This window comes from Micromonospora sp. NPDC127501 (assembly GCF_040302185.1).
Lineage (GTDB): Bacteria > Actinomycetota > Actinomycetes > Mycobacteriales > Micromonosporaceae > Micromonospora.
This window is the reverse complement of record NZ_JBEORJ010000013.1, coordinates 171,180-191,723: the sequence shown is the minus strand read 5'-3', so window position 1 is coordinate 191,723 and position 20,544 is coordinate 171,180. Positions and strand designations below refer to the sequence as shown.

Sequence of the window (20,544 nt, the reverse complement as noted above, 5' to 3'; positions counted from 1 at the left end):
CGGCTATGCCACGGAGGGCAGGAACGGCAGCCGGCGCGCCTCGTAGGAGTCGATGTCGGCGGCGTGGCGGAGGGTGAGTCCAATGTCGTCGAGGCCTTCCAGGAGCCGCCAACGGCTGAAGTCGTCCAGCGGGAACGACCAGCTCGCGTCCCCCGCCCGGAGCTGCCGGGCGGTCAGGTCGACGGTCACCGCGGTGGTCGGATCCGCCTCGACCAGATCCCACAACTCTTCGACGGCTTTCAATTCCAACTCGACCGGCAACAGACCTTCCTTGAGGGCGTTGCCGCGGAAGATGTCACCGAAGCGCGGGGCCACCACGGCGCGGAAGCCCCAGTCCCGTAGCGCCCAGACGGCGTGCTCCCGGGAGGAGCCGGTGCCGAACTCCGGGCCGGCGATGAGGATCGACGCCCCGGAATAATTTTCATCGTTGAGCACGAATGCCGGATCTTCCCGCCAGGCGCTGAACAGCCCGTCGGCGAAGCCCGTCCGGGTCACCCGCTTGAGGTACACGGCGGGGATGATCTGATCGGTGTCCACGTTGGACCGGCGCAGCGGCACGGCGGTGCCGGTGTGGGTGGTGAACTTGTCCATCTCGTCGGTCCCTTCTACAGGTCGGCGGGGGCGGCCAGCCGGCCGACCACGGCGGTGGCGGCGGCCACCGGCGGGGAGACCAGGTGGGTACGCCCGCCCCGGCCCTGACGGCCCTCGAAGTTGCGGTTCGAGGTGGAGGCGGAGCGCTCGCCCGGCTTCAGCGTGTCGGGGTTCATCCCCAGGCACATGGAGCAGCCGGCGAACCGCCACTCGGCCCCGGCGTCGGCGAAGACCTTGTCCAGCCCTTCGGCCTCGGCGGCCTCGCGCACGGCGGCGGAGCCGGGCACCACGAGCATCCGGACGCCGTCGGCGACCCGGTGGCCACGCAGCACGTCGGCGGCGGCCCGTAGGTCCTCCAGGCGACCGTTGGTGCAGGACCCCACGAAGACGACGTCGATGGGCAGCTCCCGCAGCGGGGTGCCGGGGCGCAGGTCCATGTACTCCAGGGCCCGGCGGGCGGCGGTGCGCTCCGAGTCGGTGGCGAACTCCTCAGGGTCCGGCACCGGGGCGCTCAGCGGCGCACCCTGCCCGGGGTTGGTGCCCCAGGTGACGAACGGGGTGATCCGGCTGGCGTCCAGGGTCACCTCGGCGTCGAAGCGCGCGCCCTCGTCGGTGGGCAGCGTCCGCCACCACGCCACCGCCGCGTCCCAGTCCGCGCCCTGCGGCGCGTTCGGTCGACCCTTGAGGTACGCGAAGGTGGTCTCGTCCGGCGCGATCATGCCGGCCTTGGCACCCCACTCGATGGACATGTTGGCGATGGTCATTCGCCCCTCCATGGAGAGGGCGCGGATCGCCTCGCCGCGGTACTCGACGATGTGCCCTCGACCTCCACCGGTGCCGACCTGCGCGATCAGCGCGAGCACCAGGTCCTTGGCGGTCACGCCGGGCGCGAGCTGGCCGGTGACGTTCACGGCCATCGTCTTCGGCCGGCTCTGCGGCAGCGTCTGGGTGGCCAGCACGTGCTCCACCTCGCTGGTGCCGATGCCGAAGGCGAGCGCGCCGAAGGCGCCGTGGGTGGCGGTGTGCGAGTCGCCACAGACGATCGTCAGGCCCGGCTGGGTGAGACCGAGCTGCGGGCCGATCACGTGCACGATGCCCTGGTTGTCGTCGCCGAGCGGGTGCAGTCGCACCCCGAACTCGGCGCAGTTGCGGCGCAACGTCTCGATCTGCGTACGCGACGTGGGGTCCGCGATGGTGAGCAGGTCACCACGGCGGAGGCGGAACGCCGGGTCGGCGTACCCGGTCGGGGTGTTGTGGTCCTCGGTCGCGAGGGTCAGGTCGGTACGACGCACCCGGCGCCCGGCGAGCCGCAGCCCGTCGAAGGCCTGCGGGCTGGTCACCTCGTGCAGCAGGTGCAGGTCGATGAAGAGCAGGTCCGGCTCACCAGCGGCGGACCGTACGACGTGCGCGTCCCAGACCTTCTCGGCCAGGGTCCTCGGCTCAGGAGTGACTCCCACCATCTGGACATCCTAAATTCTGGGAGGTAAGTTTCGGCTTGTGGGACACAGTATGAGCGGTGTCGGCGTTCTCGACAAGGCGGTGGTCATCCTGGCCGCCTGCGTGGACGGCGCCAGCCTGGCCGAACTCGTCGAACGCACCAAGCTGCCCCGGGCCACAGCACATCGCCTGGCCCAGGCCCTGGAGATCCACCGAATGCTGGTGCGTGACACCCAGGGCAGATGGCGGCCCGGCCCCCGCCTGGGCGAGCTTGCCAACGCCGCACCGGACGTTCTGCTGACCGCCGCCGAGCCGCTGCTGGCCGCGCTGCGCGACGCCACCGGTGAGAGCGCGCAGCTCTACCTGCGCCGCGCCGACGAGCGGATCTGCGTGGCGGCGGCGGAACGCGCCAGTGGTCTACGGGACACCGTTCCGGTCGGCTCGGTGCTGCCGATGACGGCCGGCTCCGCGGCCCAGATCCTGCTCGCCTGGGAGCCGCCGGAGGCGGTGATGCCGCTGCTGCCGCGCAGCAAGTTCACCGGCCGCACCCTCGCCGAGGTACGCCGTCGCGGCTGGGCCCAGAGCGTCGCCGAGCGGGAGGCCGGTGTGGCGAGCGTCTCCGCCCCGATCCGCGACCGCACCGGCCGGGTCATCGCCTCGGTCAGCATCTCCGGCCCGATCGAGCGCCTGGGCCGCCGCCCCGGCGAACGCCACGCCATGGCCGTAGTAAGAGCCGGCCAACGCCTATCCGGCCTCTAACCCGCCCCCGCTCCCCAGCTCCCCCACCCTCCCGCCCCTCCCCGGGTTGATCATGGGGTTAACGCCACCGACATCGGCGTGTCGTGACCGCCAACCTCATGATCAACGGGGGTGTGGGGGGACCGGCCAACGAGAAAGGCTCATCTCGCTGGGCGAGATGAGCCTTTGGTTGTAGCCCCGACCGGATTCGAACCGGCGCTACCGCCTTGAGAGGGCGGCGTCCTGGGCCGCTAGACGACGGGGCCAGAACTTCTCCGTTCACCACCCTCGCGGGCGGTGCGAATGTAGTCTAGCGGCACCGTACCCGGGCACGAGCGCGGGGTGCGCTGTCACCCGAGAGCCCGGCGGGGGCCGGAACGGGCCCGACGGCGGACACGAAACAGCCCGCCTCACGAGGTGAGACGGGCTGTGCACGCTGTAGCCCCGACCGGATTCGAACCGGCGCTACCGCCTTGAGAGGGCGGCGTCCTGGGCCGCTAGACGACGGGGCCAGAACAACTTTTGCTCCCCCACCTTAGCGGTGGAGGAGCTGCACTCTACCGAAGACCACCCTCCGCCCCCGAAGGGGCGGAGTCGAACTCCGTCAGAATCCAGCGTCTGGAAATTCTCGCGAATTCCAGCAGCGCTGGGGTACCAGGACTCGAACCTAGACTAACTGAACCAGAATCAGTCGGGCTGCCAATTACCCCATACCCCATTGGCCCCTTGCGGCGCCGGGAGTGAACTTTACCCTCCCGGTGCCGGCAGGCCAAATCCGATCCCCCCGAACCACCCGTGAGCTGCGGAAACAGGGGCATCAGACGGATCAGGCGACGGGCACCACCGGGTTGGTGAGCTCGCCGATGCCGTCGATCCGCACGGTGACGGTATCCCCCTCGACAAGCGGGCTAACCCCGGCTGGAGTGCCGGTGAGAACGACGTCGCCGGGCAGCAGAGTCATCACGTGCGAGATGTACGACACCAGGCCCGGCACGTCGAAGACCATGTCCTTCGTCCGGCCGAGTTGGCGCACCTCCATCTCCTCCGGGTTGCGACCCACCTCACACCGGATCTCCAGGTCGGAGACGTCCAGCCCGGTGGTGATCCACGGGCCGATCGGGCAGAACGAGTCGAAGCCCTTGGCCCGGGTCCACTGCCCGTCCGAGCGCTGGAGGTCCCGAGCGGTGACGTCGTTGGCACAGGTGTAGCCGAAGATGGCGCGTTCGGCGGCGGCGCGGTCGGCGCGGCGGGCACCCGGCGCCCCGATCACGACCGCCAGCTCCGCCTCGTGCTCGACCTGCTTGGAGAAGATCGGCAGCCGGATGGCGTCCCGGGGGCCGATCACCGAGGTGGACGGCTTGAGGAAGAGCAACGGCTCCTTGGGCACCTCGTTGCCGAGCTCGGCGGCGTGGTCGGCGTAGTTGCGGCCGACACAGACGACCTTGCTGGGCAGGATCGGCGAGAGCAGCCGGACGTCGGAGAGGGCCCAGCGGGCCCCACTGAAGGAGAGATTGCCGAACGGGTGGCCCTCGATCTCGGCGATGGTCAGGCCCTGCGGCCCGGCCTCCGCTTCGCCTTCGACGGCACCGAACGACATTCCCTTGGCATGGGCGAAACGAGCGATACGCACCCGGCCAATCTAGCGCCGCCGGCGCCCCAGGCGGCCAGGACCGGCGGTCGGGTGTGCTCAACGCATCAGCGCGCGGCACCTTACCGGAGCTGGAGGTGACCGGGGCGGACTTCTCGAATTCGTACCCGCACGGAGGCCGCTCGCCCCTAGCGTCGGCTCCGGAGGTTCGTTCGTATGCCTGCATCGACACGACACCACAGAGCCCTCGCAGTGTTCGTGCACTGCCTCGGCATCCTCGCCGCCGTGCCGGCCCTGCCGTCGGCGGCTCCGGAGGCGGCGGCCGCGCCACGACCACCGGCCGCCACGCCACAACCAACCGCGGCCGCGCCACGACCACCGGCCGCCACGCCACAACCAACCGCGGCCGCACCACCACCGGCCGCCACACCAGCACCAGCGGAGACCCGGCCGCCGGTGGCGATGGTCGCGCGGGTGACCGAGCCCACCCCGCCCTCGGCGCCACCGGCGATGGCACCACCGACCCGGGCACCGGCGTCGGCGCCCCCGCAACAGGTCACGGTGGCGGTCGCGACGGAGAGCAGCCCGGCACCGAGGTACCGGATCCAGGTGCGCAACGTGAGCAACTCGCCCCTGGAGACCACAGTGCGTCAGGAACTGCCGCCCGGTGCGTCGACGACCGCGATCAGTGGTGGTGGCCGGTCCACCCCGGCCGGCGGATCGGCCACCGAGGTGACCTGGCGGTTGCGGCTGCCCGCGCACAGCACCACCACCCTGGGCACCGCGCTCGCGGCGACCGCGCCGAGCCGACCCCTGACCGCGCCGACCTGCGCGTTCACCAGTGACGGCAGCCGGCCGTACGACTGCGCCACGGCCACCTGGCAGGCGGCAGCGGCACCGGCGGCCGAGGTGACCGAGGCGCCGCCGTGGCGCCGCTACCCGGTGCTGCTCGGCGGACTGGCGGTCCTGCTGCTGATCAGCGCCGCCCTGGTGTGGGTGTGGCGACGTCGGCGCGGGCGTCGGGTGACGGCTGCCGCGCTCTCCACCGGCGGCGGCGCCGAGGGTGGCCGCGGGACGGTCTACCCCCGCCCGGCAGCGCCGAGTCCGGTGCGGCGTCGGCGCACCCCGCCGGTCTGGATGTTGGTGGGCGCCGCCGTCGTGGTGCTGGCCGGTGTGGTCGGCACCGCGGGTTGGACGGCTACCCGGCAGGTCGCGGCGATCGACACGCAGAAGCAGCCCACCAGCGGCGCGTGGGTGGGCACCGGAGTCACCGGGTCGCTGGGCGTGCCGCTGCGCGAGTCGGCGTTCGAGTTCACCGTTTACCGGATGACCTGCGGCGCGCCCGGCACCGCCGGGAAAACCGACGGCGGCGGTGCCGCACCGGCCAACGGGCGACGCTGCGAAGCCACAGTGGGTGTGCGCAACGTCACCGGAGACCACCAGCCCTGGCACAGCGAGCTGCAACGGGCGTACCTGCCCGGCGGGCGTTGGGTGAGCGCCGACGAGTCGGCCACCCGGACGGCGAACCTGGGTCGGGACATCTTCGCCGACCCGATGGCGGCGGGCACCCGGATGGTGCTCCCGCTGGTCTTCACCGTCGACGGCCGGGACCCGCCCCAGCAGCTGGAGCTGCGCAGCGGGGTGTTCTCCGCCGGGGTCCGGGTGCAGATGCCCTGACCGGTGTGCGGGCGGCGGTCGTACCCTGGGGTGCGTGACCGCCGCCCTCGCCCCCGCCGTGCTCGACGCGACGCAGTGGCAGGCCCGCCGACGGGCCCACGAGGAGCGGGTGGACGTCTGGCTGACCCCGCACCTGGCCCGGCGACGACGCGGTGAGCGGCATCCGGTGGCCGACTTCCTGTTCACCTACTACTCGCACCGTCCGGCCCAGCTCCGGCGCTGGCATCCCGGGCCCGGGGTCGAGCTGCGCGACGCCGATCCGGCCGAGTTCGGCCGCGACTACCGCGCCGGCACCGCCGGGGTCACCCTCGACACCGAGGGGGTACGCGCCCGGCGCGGCGAATCGATCGCCTGGATCCGCTCCCTCCTGGCGGCGACGCGTGGACGGGCGGCGCACTTCGGCTGCTTCGGGATGCACGAGTGGGCGATGGTCTACCGGCAGACCCGGGAGGAGTTGCGGCACAACGCCTGGCCGCTGCGGCTCAGCGCGGAACGCACCGCCGAGGTCGTCGAGGAGCGGGGCGTGCGGTGCAGCCACTTCGACGCGTTCCGGTTCTTCACCCCGCCGGCCCGCCCGTTGAACCTGCTCACCCCGACCCGGGAGACGCAGCACGCGCACGAGCAGCCGGGCTGCCTGCACGCCAACATGGATCTGTACAAGTGGGCGTACAAGTTGTCGCCGTTGGTTCCCTCGGAGCTGGTGGCCGACGCGTTCGACCTGGCCCGGGACATCCGCACGCTGGACATGCGGGCCAGCCCGTACGACCTGGCGGCACTCGGCTACCCACCGGTGCGGGTGGAGACCCCGGACGGCCGGGCGGAGTACGCGGTCGCCCAGCGCGGGTTCGCCGAGCGGGCCGCCGTGCTGCGCGACCGGCTGCTCGCCGCCGTGCCGGACTAGTCGCCGTCGGGGATCAGTCGTCGTCGGCGCGGCGGTCCCGCTTGCGCTGGGACTGGCGTTTCTTCTCGGCCAGCCGGCGTTCCTTGGCCCCACGGGACGGGCGGGTCGCTCGGCGGGCCGGCGGCGGGGGCGCGGCGGCCTCCCGCAGCAGGGCGGTCATCCGTGCCCGGGCCGCCTCCCGGTTGGCCAACTGGGCCCGGTGCTCGCTGGCGGCGATCGTCAGCACCCCGTCGACCAGGCGGTTGGCCAGCCGGGCCAACGCCCGCGGCCGCAGCCACTCGGGCACGGCCGGCGAGTTGGCCACGTCGTAGCTCAGCTCGACCCGGGAGTCCGCGGTGTTCACACCCTGCCCGCCCGGCCCCGACGAGCGGGAGAAGCGCTCCCGTAGCTCCCCGGCGGGGACGACCCACCGGTCGGTCACCCGCAGTCCGTCGTCCACGTCCCGAGGCTAACCCGCGACGACCCTTCGGGGGTCATCGGTGCGGAGGCTCACTCTGCGTCGGGGACTGGGTGGGCGCCGGCCCGGCGCTCTCCTCGTCGGAGCCGACGGCCGCGTACGCCACCGCGCCGAAGAGCAGCACCCCGATCACCGCGGCCTTCACGACGACGCCGCGGATCAGCGACCAGGCGCCCCGGCGGGCACCTGGCACCGATTTCTTGACGGTCTGGTAATCGTTCCACCCGCGTCGTGCCCGGGCGTACGCCGACCCCACTGCACATCCGATGACCAGGCCCACCAGCAGGAGGACCGTGAGAAGAGGACGCTCCACCTCCGCCAGTATCCATACCGAGCGTAATATTTCCATGGTCCGATGCTGTCCGGCCGGATATCTGACAGTGGTGGCCCCCGTCAGGGCGTCCGGGCAGCTCAGCCGCCCTTGCCGATGATCGTGTCGGCGGTCTGCTGCACCTGGTCGATCGGGATGGCGAACCCGATGCCGATCGAGCCGTTGCCGTCGATGGTGGCGATGGCGGTGTTCACCCCGACCACCTCCCCGCGCGCGTTGACCAGTGGCCCACCGGAGTTGCCGGGGTTGATGGACGCGTCGGTCTGCACCGCGCTGTGCCGGTTGTTGCCGAGCCGGACCTGCCGGTCGAGCGCGCTGACGATGCCCGCGGTGACCGTTCCGGCCAGACCGAGCGGCGACCCCACCGCGAGCACCGGCTCACCGACCCGGGTCGCACCGGGTTTGGCCAGGGGCAGCGGGGTGAGACCGGCCGACGCCGGCACCTTCAGCACCGCCAGGTCGCTGCGCGGCTCTCGTCCGACCACCTCGGCGGCGAACCGGCGGCCGTCGGGCAGCTCCACGGTCACCGGGCCGCCACCCCCCTTGGCGAGGATGTGGTCGTTGGTGATCAGGTGCTGCTGGTCGTCCACGGCGAAGCCCGAGCCGGTCGCGGACCCGCTGGTCGCGCCGCCGGCCAGCACCGACACCACCCCGGGTACGGTCCGCTCGGCCGCGGTGACCAGTTCCGCCGGCACCGGGGCGGCGGACGCCGCGGCCGGGCCCCCAGCCCCGTCCCGGCTGGCCACCACGCCGCCGGCGAGAGCGCCGGAGACGGCCGAGACCGCCACCACCGCCAACACGGCGAGCAGGCGCCCGGGCCGTCGCCCGCCCGGGTCGCGCTCGGGCGCGTCCCACCACCCGCGCCCGTCCGGGTCGAGTTCCGGTGAGATGAACCAGGGACCGCGCGGTTCGCCCAGTCCGGTCTGCACTGCCATGCGTACTCCTCACGGTCGACGTCGGTTGTGCGCGGCGGTCAGGGCAGCCGGGAGAACCAGCGCATCGAGCCGGCGGCGGCGCCCATCGCGAACACCAGTCCGAGGCCGATGAACCGGGCCGAGATGTCCTGCCGCTCGGTGCGGTAGCCGACCGAACTGCCGATGTCGTCGTAGACGGCCCGCAGCTCGTCGGTGGTGCTGGCCTCGTGGAACATGCCGCCGGTCTCCTCGGCGACCGCCTTGAGGGTCTGTCCGTCCACCGGCACCTGGATGGGCCGTCCACCTCGGTCGACGAACCCGGACGGGGTGCCGAACGAGATCGAGTGCACCGGCACCTCCGCCTTCACCGCTTCCGCAGCCGCCTCCATCGGGTCCATCCCGGAGGTGTTGGCGCCGTCGGAGAGCAGGATGACCCGGGCGGGTGGGGTCTCCTTCGCGGCCTCGCTGTCCAGACTCTTGACCGCGCCGAGTGAGGTGTTGATGGCCTCGCCGATCGCGGTGCCCTGGACGCCGGTGATGCCCTCGGCGAGCCGGTCGATGCCCTCGTCGAGGGCCTCCCGGTCGGTGCCCGGGGGCACCAGCACGGCGGCGCTGCCGGCAAACGCGACGAGACCCACGTTGAACTCGTCGGGCAGGCCCTCGACGAAGCGCCGGGCGGCCTCCTTCGCCGCGGCCAACCGGTCCGGTTCGACGTCGGTGGCGAGCATCGACGTGGAGACGTCCACCGCCACCATCACCGTGGCCCGTTCCCGGGGCACCCGGACCTCGGCGCTCGGCCGGGCGAAGCCGACCACGAGCAGCGCCAACATGGCCAGGAAGAGCCCGGCCGGTACGTGCCGGCGCCAGGCGGGCCGCTCCGGCGCCACCCGGTCCAGCAGCCGCAGGTTGGTGAAGCGGACCGCGTACCGGCTGCGTCGCCGCTGCATCACCAGGTACGCGACGACCAGGGCGAGCACGCCGAGCAGCAACCAGAGTCGCAGCGGCGACTGCCAGATCACGCGGCACCTCCCCGGGGCCGGCCGACCGGCACGGCGGCCAGCCGGCGTTGGGCGTGCACGTGCCGGACGATGTCCGCGCTCCAGTCGCCGTCGGTGCGCAGCGGCAGATGGGTGGCCCCGCTGCGGCGCAGCGCCTGGTGGACCTGTTCGCGCTGGGCGGCGGCGGCCTCGGCGTACCGCTCGCGCAGCCCACGGTCCGATGTGCACACCTCACGGTGCCGACCGGTCTCCGGGTCGACGAGCGTGATCAGGCCGACGTCCGGTAGTTCCAGCTCACGCGGGTCGGTCACCTCGATCGCCAGCACCTGGTGCCGGACGGCCAGCCGGCGCATGGTCCGCTCCCAGGGCGCTGTCCGGCCGGGGTCGTCGGGCAGGCCGTCGAGGAAGTCGGAGACCACCACGACCAGCCCACGCCGGTTGGCGATCCGGTGCAGCGCGTCGAGGCCGTCGGCCAGATCGGGCGGTCGGGCCGCCGGCCCGCGCCCCGGCCGGCCGGTGGGCGCGGTGGCGCGGGGGGCGGCGAGCAGCGCACGGAGCAGGGACAGCAGATGGGTACGCCCGCTGCGGGCCGGGAAGCGGCGTACCCCGTCGGCGCGCAGCACCTGGGCGCCAAGTCGGTTGCCGACGCCCGCGGTCAGGAAGCCGACCGCCGCGACGGCGGCCACCGCCAGTTCCCGTTTGTCCAGCTCGGCGGTGCCGAACTCCATGCTGGCGCTGCCGTCGACGAGCAGCCAGGTGGTCAGCTCCCGGTCGGCGTCAACCTGCCGGACGTGCGGCACGGCGGTCCGGGCGGTCACCGCCCAGTCCATCCGGCGAACCTCGTCCTCGCCCGGCCGGTATTCGCGACTGCCGGAGGGTTCACTGCCGGGACCGGGCAGCAGACCACGGTACTGGCCGTGCAGCAGGCCGTTGAGCCGGCGGGTGACGGTCAGCTCCAGGCGGCGCAGGCGCTGGTCCGGGGCCAGCTCGGCCAGGCCGGGGTCGGCGGGCGCGACGGTGGCGCGTCTCATGCCGCCGCCAGATCCGGTGTCTGCTGCGGGTGCCCGGTGGCCAGCCGGGGCGGCGGCACCGCCTCGACGAGCCGTCGCACCACACTCTCGGCCGACACCCCGTCGGCCACCGCGTCGAAGGAGAGCACCAGCCGGTGGGCGAGGACGTCGACGGCAAGTTCACGGACGTCCTCGGGCAGCACGTACTCCCGACCCCGCAGCAGGGCCTGTGCCCGGGCGGCCGCGACCAGGCCCAGGGTGGCCCGCGGGCTGGCCCCGTACGCCAACAGCGGGGCGATCTCGGGCAGCCCGAACCGTCCCGGGTCGCGGGTGGCGAGGATGAGCCGCACCACGTACTCGGCCAACGCGTGGTGGACGAAGACCCGCTCGGCGTGGATCTGAAGGTCCCGCAGTCGTTTCGCGTCGAGCACCTGGCGCGGGGTGGGCCGGTCGGTGCTCATCCGGTAGAGGATGGCCAGTTCGTCGGCGTCGCTGGGGTAGTCGACCACCACCTTCATCAGGAACCGGTCACGCTGTGCCTCCGGGAGCTGGTAGACCCCCTCGGACTCGATCGGGTTCTGGGTGGCCAGCACCAGGAATGGCTCCGGGACCGGCCAGCTGCGTCCGCCGATCGAGACCTGCCGTTCGGCCATCGCCTCCAGCAGCGCCGACTGGACCTTGGCCGGAGCCCGGTTGATCTCGTCGGCCAGCACCAGGTTGGCCATGATCGGGCCCAGCTCGATGTCGAAGGTCTCCTTGGACGCCCGGTAGATCCTGGTGCCGACGATGTCGGACGGCACCAGGTCCGGGGTGAACTGGATCCGGGAGAAGGTGCCGCCGACCACTGTCGCGAGGGTCTGCGCGGCCAGTGTCTTGGCCACGCCGGGTACCCCCTCCAGGAGGCAGTGTCCGTTGGCGACCAGTGCGGTGAGCAGGCGTTCGACGAGGCGATCCTGCCCGACGATCACGCGTTTGACCTCGAAGAGGGTCTGTTCCAGCTCGATGCCGGTCGGCTCCGGATCGACCGGGCTGGGCATGCTGGCCAGGGTGTCCGAGATGTCCGTCACGGTGCTTGCTTCCCGGGCACACGCCCGGCAAACGTGGGATTGTGCGGCAGGGACCGGCCCGGACTGGCCGGAATGGGGATGAGCCGCGCGGAAGGGTGACGACCGTCGCGAGCCGTCCGAGGGGCGGACAACCGGCGAGTGACGGGCCCGGGAGCGCCGATCGGCGCGAGCCGGGCCAAAGGACGCACAACCGCCAAGTCACCGGCCACGGAGAGCCTGTGATCCGCTTGCGTTCACGGAAATCGGGGCATCGCGGATCCCCGACACCCCGACTTCATGAAACCCGCGTCGATCAATGCCCGGACCGGCTGGCCGAGGTGCAGCCGGCGAGTCTGGGTCTGGTGGACAAGGTCCGGCCCCCGTCGCCGTTGGCGACGGGGGCCGGGTGTCGGTTCGGTCAGGGCGTGTGGGTGAGCAGGGTGAAGCCCAGGTCAGCCGGGGTCCCGGCCGAGTTGCGGGTCTGCACGAAGACCGCGTTGGGCGTGCTCAGCCGCGGAGCCACCGAGACCTCGCCAGCCGGCGGAATGCAGCAGGCGTCGGACCGCGAAATGGTCGCCAGGAAGGCGCCGGCCGAGACGGTGTAGCCGAACTGCACCTCGTACTGGCCGGGGCCGTACTTGATGACGGTGCCGGTGCCGCGCGCCTTGGTGCCGTTGGAGTTGACGACGGTGAAGGCGTTGGTGGCCACGAGTGTGGTGGCCGCACCCGCCTTCAGCGCAGCCTTGGCCTTGCGCGCCGACTCGGCGGTGACCGGAGGCTGGGCGTTCGTGTCGCGTGCCGCCGGTTGAACGGCCTCCTGCGGCGCCTTCGCCGATGGCTGGGCAATGGCGATGCCCCCGCCGGCGAGACTGAGCCCCAGGACGGCGAACGTTACCGCCGCCACCTTACGTCGGAAGGATGTGCTCATGACAGGTCCCCCTTGTGTGACCGTGCGAATTCGGCCGACCCGCGGGGCGGGACGGTTGACTGCCCATAAATAGGCGTACGACGACAGTTGGGCGGGGAAAGCTGCCTCACTCACACCCGCCGAGATTGATTTCTCAACAATCCGTATCCCCTCTGAGCTGCTGTTACTACTCAGAGTTGCGTCGTTTAAGCCAGATGGAACGTAGCACCGGAAAAAGCCGCCAGTCAATAGTTGATCTCGCTTTTCCGGGGTGTCAACCACCTGTCAGATAATTGTGAAATGTGAGCGCATCACCATTCATGAAATGGGTTCGTCGGACCCGACTACGATCATCGTCGTGATCGTCGACGCTCCACCCGCGCACCGGAACGCTCGGCTCGGCACGGTCCTCTGCTGGCTTGCCGTCGCACCCACCGCACTCTGGGCGGCAGCCCGACTGCTCGGCCTGGACCGGGGGCCGTTGGTGCAGGCGCTCGCCTTCACGCCGTACGTCGCGGGCGTGAGCGTGCTGGTCCTGGCCCTCGCGCTCGCCCTGCGGCGCTGGTGGCCGGCGGCGCTCGCGGCCCTGGCGGCGGTGGCGTTGCTCGGCGCCGTCGCACCTCGGGCGCTGGCCAGCCCGCAGCCGGCGGCGACCGGGCCGACCGTGCGGCTGCTCACCGCCAATCTGCTCGCCGGCGCCGGCGACGCGCGGACGCTGGTGGAGCTGGTCCGGCGACACCAGATCGACGTGCTCACCGTGCAGGAGTTCACGCCGGAAGCGCAGGCCACCCTGGATCAACTCGGCCTGGCAACGCTGCTGCCGCACCGGCAGCTCAACCCGGTGATCGGCACCGCCGGTTCCGGGCTCTACTCACGGTGGCCGATCACCGACGGCGGCGTCCGGCGCAACCTTCACGGTTGGGGCTTCACCCAGGCGTACGCGACGGTCTCCGTCCCGGACGGGCCCCCGGTCCGCGTCGAGTCGGCCCACCCCTCGGCACCGTACGCGCTGGACCAGGTCGGTGCCTGGCGTGCCGACCTGACCGCCCAACCACCGGCCACCCCGGACGGCGGCCTGCGAATCCTCGCGGGAGACTTCAACGCGACCCTCGACCACAGTCCACTGCGGGCCCTGCTGGGCAGCGGTTACGTCGACGCCGCCGACGCCACCGGAGAGGGCCTGACCGGCACCTGGGGTCCGTACGACGGCGACCTCATCCCACCCGTCACCATCGACCACGTCCTGGTCGACCGCCGGATAGCTGTCCACTCGGTGCAGGTCTTCGCCCTACCCGGCAGCGACCACCGCCCCGTCCAAGCCACCCTCACCCTCCCCACCCCCTGACCCCCCACCCCCACCCCCGCGCGGCGCGGCCCCACCCCCGCCCCGTCGATCTTGCACTTACTGTCCCGGCACAACCGGCAAATGCCGCGAACGGTCGACACAAAGTGCAAGATCGCGAGGACCAGGGTGGGGTGGGGTGGGGTTAGACGGAGGTGGGGGCGAGGCCGTAGGTGAGGGCGTCCACCAGGGCGTGCCAGCTGGCCTCGACCACGTTGGGGTGGACGCCGACCGTGGTCCAGTCCCGGCCGCTGTCGTCGGAGGTTTCCAGCAGGACCCGGGTGACGGCGCCGGTGCCGTGGCTGCCCTCCAGGATGCGCACCTTGTAGTCGGCCAACTCGAAGTCGCGCAACTGCGGATAGTGCCGCGCCAGCCCCACCCGCAGCGCCTCGTCGAGGGCGTTGACCGGGCCGTTGCCCTCGGCGGTGGCGATCACCCGCTCACCGCGAACTCGGATCTTGACGGTCGCCTCGGAGACCACCGCGCCGTCCTCGCGGTGCTCGACCAGCACCCGGTACGACTCCAGGGTGAACGGTCGGGCCGGGCTGCCCTCCGGCAGCTCGGAGCGGACCAGCAACTCGAAGGAGGCGTCGGCCGCCTCGAAGGACCAGCCACCCGCCTCCAGCTCCTTGACCCGCTTGGTGACCCGGGTCAGGGCGTCCGGGCTGCCGGCCAGGTCCAGGCCGAGCTCACGACTCTTGAGCTCGACGCTGGCCCGACCGGCCATCTCGGTGACCAGGATCCGCATGTCGTTGCCCACCACCGACGGGTCCACGTGGTTGTAGAGCAACGGGTCGACCTTGATCGCGCTCGCGTGCAACCCCGCCTTGTGGGCGAAGGCAGCGGCCCCGGCGTACGCCTGGTGGGTGTCGGGGGCGATGTTGGCGATCTCGGCGATGGCGTGCGAGACCCGCACCATCTGCGCCAGGCAGCCTTCCGGTAGGACGGGCATGCCGAGCTTGAGCTGGAGGTTGGCGACGACAGCGAAGATGTCGGCGTTGCCCGGGCGTTCGCCGTACCCGTTGGCGGTGCCCTGCACGTGGCGGACACCCGCCTCCACGGCGGCGATCGTGTTGGCCACCGCGCAGGCGGTGTCGTTCTGGGCGTGCATACCGAGCAGCTCGGCGTCGATCCCCAGCCTGTTCGTCAGGTCGTGGATCACGGCGGTCACCTGGGACGGCAGCATGCCGCCGTTGGTGTCGCAGAGCACCATCCGCTCGGCGCCGGCGGCGAGCGCGGTCTGCACCACGGCCGCGCCGTACGCGGGGTCGTGCCGGTAGCCGTCGAAGAAGTGTTCGCCGTCGACGAAGACCCGTCGGCCCTCGCGGACGAGGTGGTTGACGGTGTCGTGGATCATCGCCAGGTTCTCCGCGCCGGTGGTGCGCAGCGCGCGTTCGACGTGCCGGGTGTCGGCCTTGGCGACCAGGGCCACGGCCGGGGTCTGCGCGTCCAGCAGGGCGCGCACCTGGGGGTCGTCCGCGACCGCAACGCCGGCCTTGCGGGTGGCGCCGAACGCGACGAGTACGGCGTGCCGCAGGTCAAGCTCGGTGCGGGCGCGGCGGAAGAATTCGGTGTCCTTGGGCACCGCGCCCGGCCAGCCGCCCTCGATGAAGCCGACGCCGAACTCGTCGAGCAGCCGGGCCACGGCCAGCTTGTCGACCACCGAGTAGGTGAGCCCCTCGCGCTGAGCGCCGTCGCGCAACGTGGTGTCGAAGACCTGGAACGTCATCAGGATCCTTTCTCGGAGCAACAAAAAGACCTCCCGCGGATGCGGGAGGTCTGCGCGCTCGGCAGAGGGGAGAGCCGGCGCGCTAGGTCGCAATAATCAGGGCGGTACTGGTCACGATGGCCACTCTGCCACTGCTCCCCCGAATTTGGGAGGAACAATCCACATAGCGGGATGGTGACGGAGTGTTCGTTCGCCAGTGACCACCGCTCGTGATCGGCTTCACAAGCCACCGGGCCACTCATCGGCGGAGACAGCCATGCGGAAGCATCTGGAACGGATCCGATGATGGCCACCGTGCCGTCTGCAAGGAGGACCTGTGCTCACCGTCAGTGACCGCTTACCTGAGCACGGACTCGCCGCCTGCGTATCGCTGGGCGCCAACAACGCGTCCAGGACGATCGACCACACGTCCCACGAGGGCACGTGGTGTGTGGTCTTCGTCGGGCCGATGGATTTCACCTCCATCAGCCCGGCGGAGATCGCCGACGAGACCCCCGCCGCCGGAGTCTGACCATGGGCCTGGACGCGATCAAGGCGGCCCTGCCGGAGTACGCCAAGGACATCAGGCTCAACCTCGGCTCCACCATCGGTTCCTCGGCGTTGACCCCGGTGCAGACCTGGGGCACCGCGCTGGCCTGCGCGGTGACCGCTCGCAACCCGGTGGTGCTGCGGGAGATCGCGGCCGAGGCGCTCGGGCACCTCGGGCCGGAGGGTGTCGAGGCGGCCAAGGGCGCTGCGGCGATCATGGCGATGAACAACATCTACTACCGGGCCAAGCACCTGATCGGCGACGAGCAGTACGCCTCGATGCCGGCCCGACTGCGGATGCAGATCATCGCGAGGCCGGGGGTGGACAAGGGCGACTTCGAGCTCTGGTGCCTCGCCGTGTCGGCCATCGCGGGCTGTGGGGTGTGCCTGGAGTTGCACGAGAAGAAGCTGCGCGGCAGCGGCTTCACCCGGGAGCAGCTGCACGAGGCCCTGCGGATCTCCGCAGTGGTGCACGCCGCGGCGGTCACCCTGGACGCCGAGGCCGCACTGGCCTGAACACGTACGCCCCGAAGGCCGATGCGTACCTCGCGGCCTCGGCCTCTTGCCGTACCGCGGCCCGTCGCCGTTTCCGGCCCCCGACGGCCGGGTAGCTCCTGCGGGGACGCACCCACCTACGCCGAGACGATCGGCGACAGTCAGGAGTGAACGGCATGGACAGGATCGATCCGCACGCCACCCACGCCGGGCCGGACCCGCTGCGCGGCGGCGACAAGGGCACGGTGCCCGGCGGCGCGCCGGCCGGCACGTTCGACCCCTGGCGCTACCGGGACCAGGCCGGCGTGGCCGACGTCGACCTGGTCGGCTACAAGGTCGAGGCCACCGACGGTGGAATCGGCAAGATCGACAGCGCCAGTCACGAGGTGGGCGGCAGCTACCTGGTCGTGGACACCGGGCCCTGGATCTTCGGCAAGAAGGTGATGTTGCCGGCCGGCACCGTCAACCAGGTCGACCACGACCAGCGCACCGTCTCCGTCGACCGGAGCCGGGACCAGATCAAGGCCGCCCCGGAGTACGACGAGACCAGCCACAGCGACCCGAGCTACCGGGATCAACTGGGTGGCTACTACGACGAGACGTACGGCGCGCTCCCGCCCGGCACGGCACGCTGACGGTTCGGCCCCGACGGCCGGTGGGGCGCGTACCCGCCGGCCGTTACCGTGAGGGCGTGGACGCCATCGACGACAGCCGACAGATTCCGCTCCCCGCCACCTTCAACTTCCGCGACGCCGGCGGCTACCTCGGGCACGGCGGCCGACCCGTACGCCGTGGTCGGCTCTACCGCTCCGACTCGCTGCACCGCCTCACCGAGCAGGACCGGGACGCCTTCGCCGCGATCGGGATCCGCACCGTCATCGACCTGCGCCGCCCCACCGAGGTGGAGCGCGACGGCCGGGTGCCGGCGTACCAGGGGCTGGCCTACCGCCACATCCACCCGGAGCACGCCGACTGGGCGGGTACGCCCCACGAGGAGGGCGCCAGCCTGGCCCGGTACCTCGCGGACCGGTACGCGGACCTGGCCCAGACCGGCACCGCCGGGCTGGCCGAGGCGGTCGGGCTGATCGCCGACTCCGCCAACGCCCCGGTGGTCGTGCACTGCGTGGCCGGCAAGGACCGCACCGGCATCGTCTGCGCGCTGACCCTCGCCGTGCTCGGCGTCGACGACGCGGACATCACCGCGGACTACGCGCTGAGCAGCGAGGCGTCGGCCCGGTACAGCGCCTGGCTGGCCTCCGTCAACCCGGGCGGCGTGGACGTGCCGGCGCCGTTCCTGAGCTCACCCGCCGAGGCGATGCAGATCTTCCTGGACGAGCTGCGCGCGGGGCACGGCTCAATCGAGGCGTACCTGCGCCACGCCGGGGTGACCGACGAGCAGCTCGCCGCGCTCCGCGACCACCTGCTCGACGAGCACACCAAGGCGCAGCCCACCGACGGGTAGGGCCGACTGCGCCGGCCCGTCCGGGTGGACGGGCCGGCGCAGCGGCGGAGATCAGAAGACCCGCTGCACCCAGCCGTGCGGGTCGGCCGCCTTGCCGCGCTGGATGTCGACCAGCTGCTGACGCAGGGCCATGGTGACCCGACCGGGTTCGCCACCGCCGATGAGGAACTCGCCGTCCGGGAAGCGGACCCCACCGATCGGGGTGACCACCGCGGCGGTGCCGCAGGCGAACACCTCCTTCAGGCGTCCGCTGGCGGCGTCGGCCTGCCAGTCGGCGAAGCTGACCGGCCGCTCCTCGACCTGGTGTCCGGCCGCGCCGGCCAGCGTGAGGACGGCGTCGCGGGTGATGCCCGGCAGGATCGTGCCGGTCAACGGTGGGGTGACCACCGTGCCGTCGTCGTAGACGAAGAAGACGTTCATGCCGCCCAGTTCGTCGACGAACCGGCGCTCCACCGCGTCCAGGAAGACGACCTGGTCACAGCCGGCCTCGATGGCCTCCGCCTGGGCCGCGAGCGACGCGGCGTAGTTGCCGCCGCACTTGGCCGCGCCGGTGCCACCGGGGGCGGCCCGGGTGTAGTCCGGAGAGACCCAGACGGTGACCGGCTTGACGCCACCGGTGAAGTACGCCCCGACCGGTGAGGCGATCACCATGTAGAGGTACTCGTTGGCCGGGCGGACGCCGAGGAAGACCTCGCTGGCGATCATGAACGGCCGCAGGTAGAGGCTGCCGTCCTCGCCGGTGGGGATCCACTCCCGGTCGATCTCGATGAGCTTGTGCAGCGAGTCGACGAACACCTCCGGCGGCAGCACCGGCATCGCCATCCGCTGCGCGGAGGTGGCGAAGCGGGCCGCGTTGGCGTCCGGCCGGAACATCGTCACGCCACCGTCGGCCGTGCGGTACGCCTTGAGCCCCTCGAAGATCTCCTGCGCGTAGTGCAGCACGGCGCTGGCCGGGTCCATCGGGATCGGGGCACGGGCTTCCACCCGGGCGTCGTACCAGCCCTTGCCGTCGGCATAGCGGACGGTGACCATGTGGTCGGTGAAGACGCGGCCGAACCCGGGATTGGTCAGCAGTGCGGCCCGATCGGCGGCGGATACCGGCGCGAGATTCGGACGGATCTCGAAGTCGAGCTTGTCACCACCGCTCATCGCGCTGACCTCCCTGCGGGACAACGGCATGCGGGACCGCACACCGACATGGCTGTGCCAGAAACTTACCCCGAACGGTCGTTAAGCGGGTAGCGCCGGTCGGGCTGCCCGTGGCAGGCCGGCCTCAGGGCCGGTCGCCGCTCGGGCCGGGGTGATCAGGCTACGGCGTGGGCGGCGAGCCGGTCGCCGACCTCTTCGGTACGCAGCGTCACGCCCGGCACCCGACCGGCCAGCTCGGCGGCGACCGCCGCGTTGACCCGGGCAGCCGACTCGCTGTGCCCGAGCTGCTCCAGCAGCAACGCGGCCGAGAGCACCGCGGCGACCGGGTCGGCGATGCCCTGCCCGGCGATGTCCGGCGCCGAGCCGTGCACCGGCTCGAACATCGAGGGGTACGCCCCCTCGGGGTTGATGCAGCCGCTGGCGGCCAGCCCGATGCCGCCGGTGACGGCCGCGGCGATGTCGGTGAGGATGTCGCCGAAGAGGTTGTCGGTGACCACCACGTCGTAGCGCTGCGGCTGGGTGACCAGGAACATGGCCGCCGCATCGACGTGCTGGTACTCGGTTTCGATGTCCGGGTGCTCGGCGGCGACCGCGTCGAACGTACGCGCCCAGAGCGACCCGGCGTGGGTGAGCACGTTGGTCTTGTGCACGAGGGTGACCTTGCGCCGCTCCCGGCGGCCGGCGCGGGCGAACGCGTCGCGGATCACCCGCTCCACGCCGTGCCGGGTGTTCAGGCTCTCCTCGGTGGCGACCTCGGCCGGGGTGTCCCGGTGCAGGGAACCACCGGCACCGGCGTAGAGCCCCTCGGTGCCCTCGCGCACCACCACGAGGTCGACCTCGCCCGGCTTCACGTTGCCCAGCGGGCCGGCGACCCCGGGCCAGAGCCGGGACGGACGCAGGTTGACGTACTGGTCGAAGGCGAAACGGAGCTTGAGCAGCAGCCCTCGCTCCAGCACACCCGGCGGGACCGTCGGGTCACCGACCGCGCCGAGCAGGATCGCGTCGTGCCCGGCCAGCTCGGTCAGCACCGAGTCGGGCAGCACCTCTCCAGTACGGTGCCAGCGGGCGGCGCCGAGGTCGTACTCGGTGGCCTGCACGTCGGGCAGCACCGCGTCGAGGACCTTGCGGGCCTGCGCGACCACCTCGGGCCCGATGCCGTCTCCGGCCACCACCGCGATCCGCGCCACGACCGCACTCCTCTGCTCAACGGTTCCGTCCGGGCAACGGTACGTCGCCGTCCCGCC

Annotated in this window: 21 protein-coding genes and 3 tRNA genes; 8 read left to right on the top strand and 16 right to left on the bottom strand. The window is 71.8% G+C overall.

Features of this window, described 5'->3' with window-relative positions; genetic code table 11:
* Window positions 1-3 precede the first annotated feature (3 nt).
* On the bottom strand, window positions 4-591 hold the full coding sequence (gene leuD / locus ABTW72_RS26870) for a 3-isopropylmalate dehydratase small subunit (RefSeq protein ID WP_091393128.1): 588 nt from the start codon (window positions 589-591) through the stop codon (window positions 4-6).
* Between the two features lie 14 nt (window positions 592-605).
* Window positions 606-2,051 carry a 3-isopropylmalate dehydratase large subunit gene (leuC, locus tag ABTW72_RS26865; RefSeq protein WP_350863081.1) on the bottom strand — a complete coding sequence of 482 codons (1,446 nt, stop codon included), beginning with the start codon at window positions 2,049-2,051 and terminating at the stop codon, window positions 606-608.
* Between the two features lie 49 nt (window positions 2,052-2,100).
* Between leuC and ABTW72_RS26860 the strand changes: the two genes are divergently transcribed.
* Window positions 2,101-2,787: an IclR family transcriptional regulator gene (locus tag ABTW72_RS26860; RefSeq protein WP_007456408.1), complete on the top strand. Its 687-nt coding sequence runs from the start codon at window positions 2,101-2,103 to the stop codon at window positions 2,785-2,787.
* A gap of 172 nt (window positions 2,788-2,959) precedes the next feature.
* Here the strand turns inward: ABTW72_RS26860 and ABTW72_RS26855 are convergent.
* From ABTW72_RS26855 to ABTW72_RS26840, 4 genes are all read right to left on the bottom strand, one after another.
* Window positions 2,960-3,032 (bottom strand) — tRNA-Glu (locus tag ABTW72_RS26855).
* Window positions 3,033-3,205: 173 nt separating this feature from the next.
* Window positions 3,206-3,278, bottom strand: a tRNA-Glu gene (locus ABTW72_RS26850).
* 134 nt (window positions 3,279-3,412) lie between these two features.
* Window positions 3,413-3,484: transfer RNA gene (locus ABTW72_RS26845), tRNA-Gln, on the bottom strand.
* Window positions 3,485-3,592: 108 nt separating this feature from the next.
* Window positions 3,593-4,396, bottom strand: a complete 804-nt coding sequence (locus ABTW72_RS26840) for a fumarylacetoacetate hydrolase family protein (RefSeq protein WP_091393135.1) — start codon at window positions 4,394-4,396, stop codon at window positions 3,593-3,595.
* Window positions 4,397-4,570: 174 nt separating this feature from the next.
* Here ABTW72_RS26840 and ABTW72_RS26835 point away from each other — a divergent pair, with 174 nt between their 5' ends.
* Together ABTW72_RS26835 and ABTW72_RS26830 are read left to right on the top strand one after the other, a co-directional pair.
* The gene (locus tag ABTW72_RS26835) at window positions 4,571-6,031 is read left to right on the top strand and encodes a hypothetical protein (protein ID WP_350863076.1); all 1,461 of its coding nucleotides are present in this window, start codon (window positions 4,571-4,573) and stop codon (window positions 6,029-6,031) included.
* Between the two features lie 34 nt (window positions 6,032-6,065).
* A complete protein-coding gene (locus tag ABTW72_RS26830; RefSeq protein ID WP_350863073.1) occupies window positions 6,066-6,932 on the top strand; it encodes a 3-methyladenine DNA glycosylase in 867 nt (288 codons plus the stop codon).
* Window positions 6,933-6,945: 13 nt separating this feature from the next.
* Here the strand turns inward: ABTW72_RS26830 and arfB are convergent, their stop codons facing one another.
* The 7 genes from arfB to ABTW72_RS26795 form a co-directional block, all read right to left on the bottom strand.
* Window positions 6,946-7,371 carry an alternative ribosome rescue aminoacyl-tRNA hydrolase ArfB gene (gene arfB / locus ABTW72_RS26825; RefSeq protein WP_091393146.1) on the bottom strand — a complete coding sequence of 142 codons (426 nt, stop codon included), beginning with the start codon at window positions 7,369-7,371 and terminating at the stop codon, window positions 6,946-6,948.
* A 34-nt stretch (window positions 7,372-7,405) separates the two neighbouring features.
* Window positions 7,406-7,702, bottom strand: a complete 297-nt coding sequence (locus ABTW72_RS26820; protein ID WP_112582037.1) for a hypothetical protein — start codon at window positions 7,700-7,702, stop codon at window positions 7,406-7,408.
* A 98-nt stretch (window positions 7,703-7,800) separates the two neighbouring features.
* On the bottom strand, window positions 7,801-8,655 hold the full coding sequence (locus ABTW72_RS26815; protein ID WP_238671046.1) for a S1C family serine protease: 855 nt from the start codon (window positions 8,653-8,655) through the stop codon (window positions 7,801-7,803).
* 38 nt (window positions 8,656-8,693) lie between these two features.
* Window positions 8,694-9,653, bottom strand: a complete 960-nt coding sequence (locus ABTW72_RS26810) for a VWA domain-containing protein (protein ID WP_350863070.1) — start codon at window positions 9,651-9,653, stop codon at window positions 8,694-8,696.
* Entirely contained in the window at window positions 9,650-10,663 is a 1,014-nt protein-coding gene (locus ABTW72_RS26805; protein WP_350863067.1) for a DUF58 domain-containing protein, read from the bottom strand. The genes ABTW72_RS26810 and ABTW72_RS26805 overlap by 4 nt, the downstream gene beginning before the upstream one ends.
* Window positions 10,660-11,709 carry an AAA family ATPase gene (locus ABTW72_RS26800; protein ID WP_350863064.1) on the bottom strand — a complete coding sequence of 350 codons (1,050 nt, stop codon included), beginning with the start codon at window positions 11,707-11,709 and terminating at the stop codon, window positions 10,660-10,662. Before ABTW72_RS26800 ends, ABTW72_RS26805 begins: the two co-directional genes overlap by 4 nt.
* Before the next feature lie 397 nt (window positions 11,710-12,106).
* Window positions 12,107-12,616, bottom strand: a complete 510-nt coding sequence (locus ABTW72_RS26795; protein WP_350863061.1) for a hypothetical protein — start codon at window positions 12,614-12,616, stop codon at window positions 12,107-12,109.
* A gap of 340 nt (window positions 12,617-12,956) precedes the next feature.
* On the opposite strand from ABTW72_RS26795, the gene ABTW72_RS26790 reads away from it, so the two are divergent.
* Window positions 12,957-13,940 carry an endonuclease/exonuclease/phosphatase family protein gene (locus ABTW72_RS26790; protein ID WP_350863212.1) on the top strand — a complete coding sequence of 328 codons (984 nt, stop codon included), beginning with the start codon at window positions 12,957-12,959 and terminating at the stop codon, window positions 13,938-13,940.
* Between the two features lie 142 nt (window positions 13,941-14,082).
* Here the strand turns inward: ABTW72_RS26790 and cimA are convergent, their stop codons facing one another.
* Complete coding sequence (cimA, locus tag ABTW72_RS26785; protein WP_350863058.1) at window positions 14,083-15,666, bottom strand: citramalate synthase; 1,584 nt, start codon at window positions 15,664-15,666, stop codon at window positions 14,083-14,085.
* 316 nt (window positions 15,667-15,982) lie between these two features.
* Here cimA and ABTW72_RS26780 point away from each other — a divergent pair, with 316 nt between their 5' ends.
* From ABTW72_RS26780 to ABTW72_RS26765, 4 genes are all read left to right on the top strand, one after another.
* Window positions 15,983-16,177, top strand: a complete 195-nt coding sequence (locus ABTW72_RS26780) for a hypothetical protein (protein ID WP_350863055.1) — start codon at window positions 15,983-15,985, stop codon at window positions 16,175-16,177.
* 2 nt (window positions 16,178-16,179) lie between these two features.
* On the top strand, window positions 16,180-16,710 hold the full coding sequence (gene ahpD / locus ABTW72_RS26775) for an alkylhydroperoxidase, AhpD family (protein WP_350863052.1): 531 nt from the start codon (window positions 16,180-16,182) through the stop codon (window positions 16,708-16,710).
* Between the two features lie 155 nt (window positions 16,711-16,865).
* Window positions 16,866-17,324, top strand: coding sequence for a PRC-barrel domain containing protein (locus ABTW72_RS26770; protein WP_350863049.1), 459 nt, complete (start codon window positions 16,866-16,868; stop codon window positions 17,322-17,324).
* Window positions 17,325-17,344: 20 nt separating this feature from the next.
* Window positions 17,345-18,151, top strand: a complete 807-nt coding sequence (locus ABTW72_RS26765) for a tyrosine-protein phosphatase (protein ID WP_350863046.1) — start codon at window positions 17,345-17,347, stop codon at window positions 18,149-18,151.
* Window positions 18,152-18,202: 51 nt separating this feature from the next.
* On the opposite strand, the gene ABTW72_RS26760 is transcribed toward ABTW72_RS26765, so the two are convergent.
* Both ABTW72_RS26760 and ABTW72_RS26755 read right to left on the bottom strand, forming a co-directional pair.
* Window positions 18,203-19,300 (bottom strand): branched-chain amino acid aminotransferase, encoded by a 1,098-nt coding sequence (locus tag ABTW72_RS26760; protein ID WP_350863043.1) that lies wholly within the window; start codon window positions 19,298-19,300, stop codon window positions 18,203-18,205.
* Window positions 19,301-19,455: 155 nt separating this feature from the next.
* Window positions 19,456-20,487 (bottom strand): 3-isopropylmalate dehydrogenase, encoded by a 1,032-nt coding sequence (locus ABTW72_RS26755; protein WP_350863040.1) that lies wholly within the window; start codon window positions 20,485-20,487, stop codon window positions 19,456-19,458.
* Window positions 20,488-20,544: the final 57 nt, after the last annotated feature.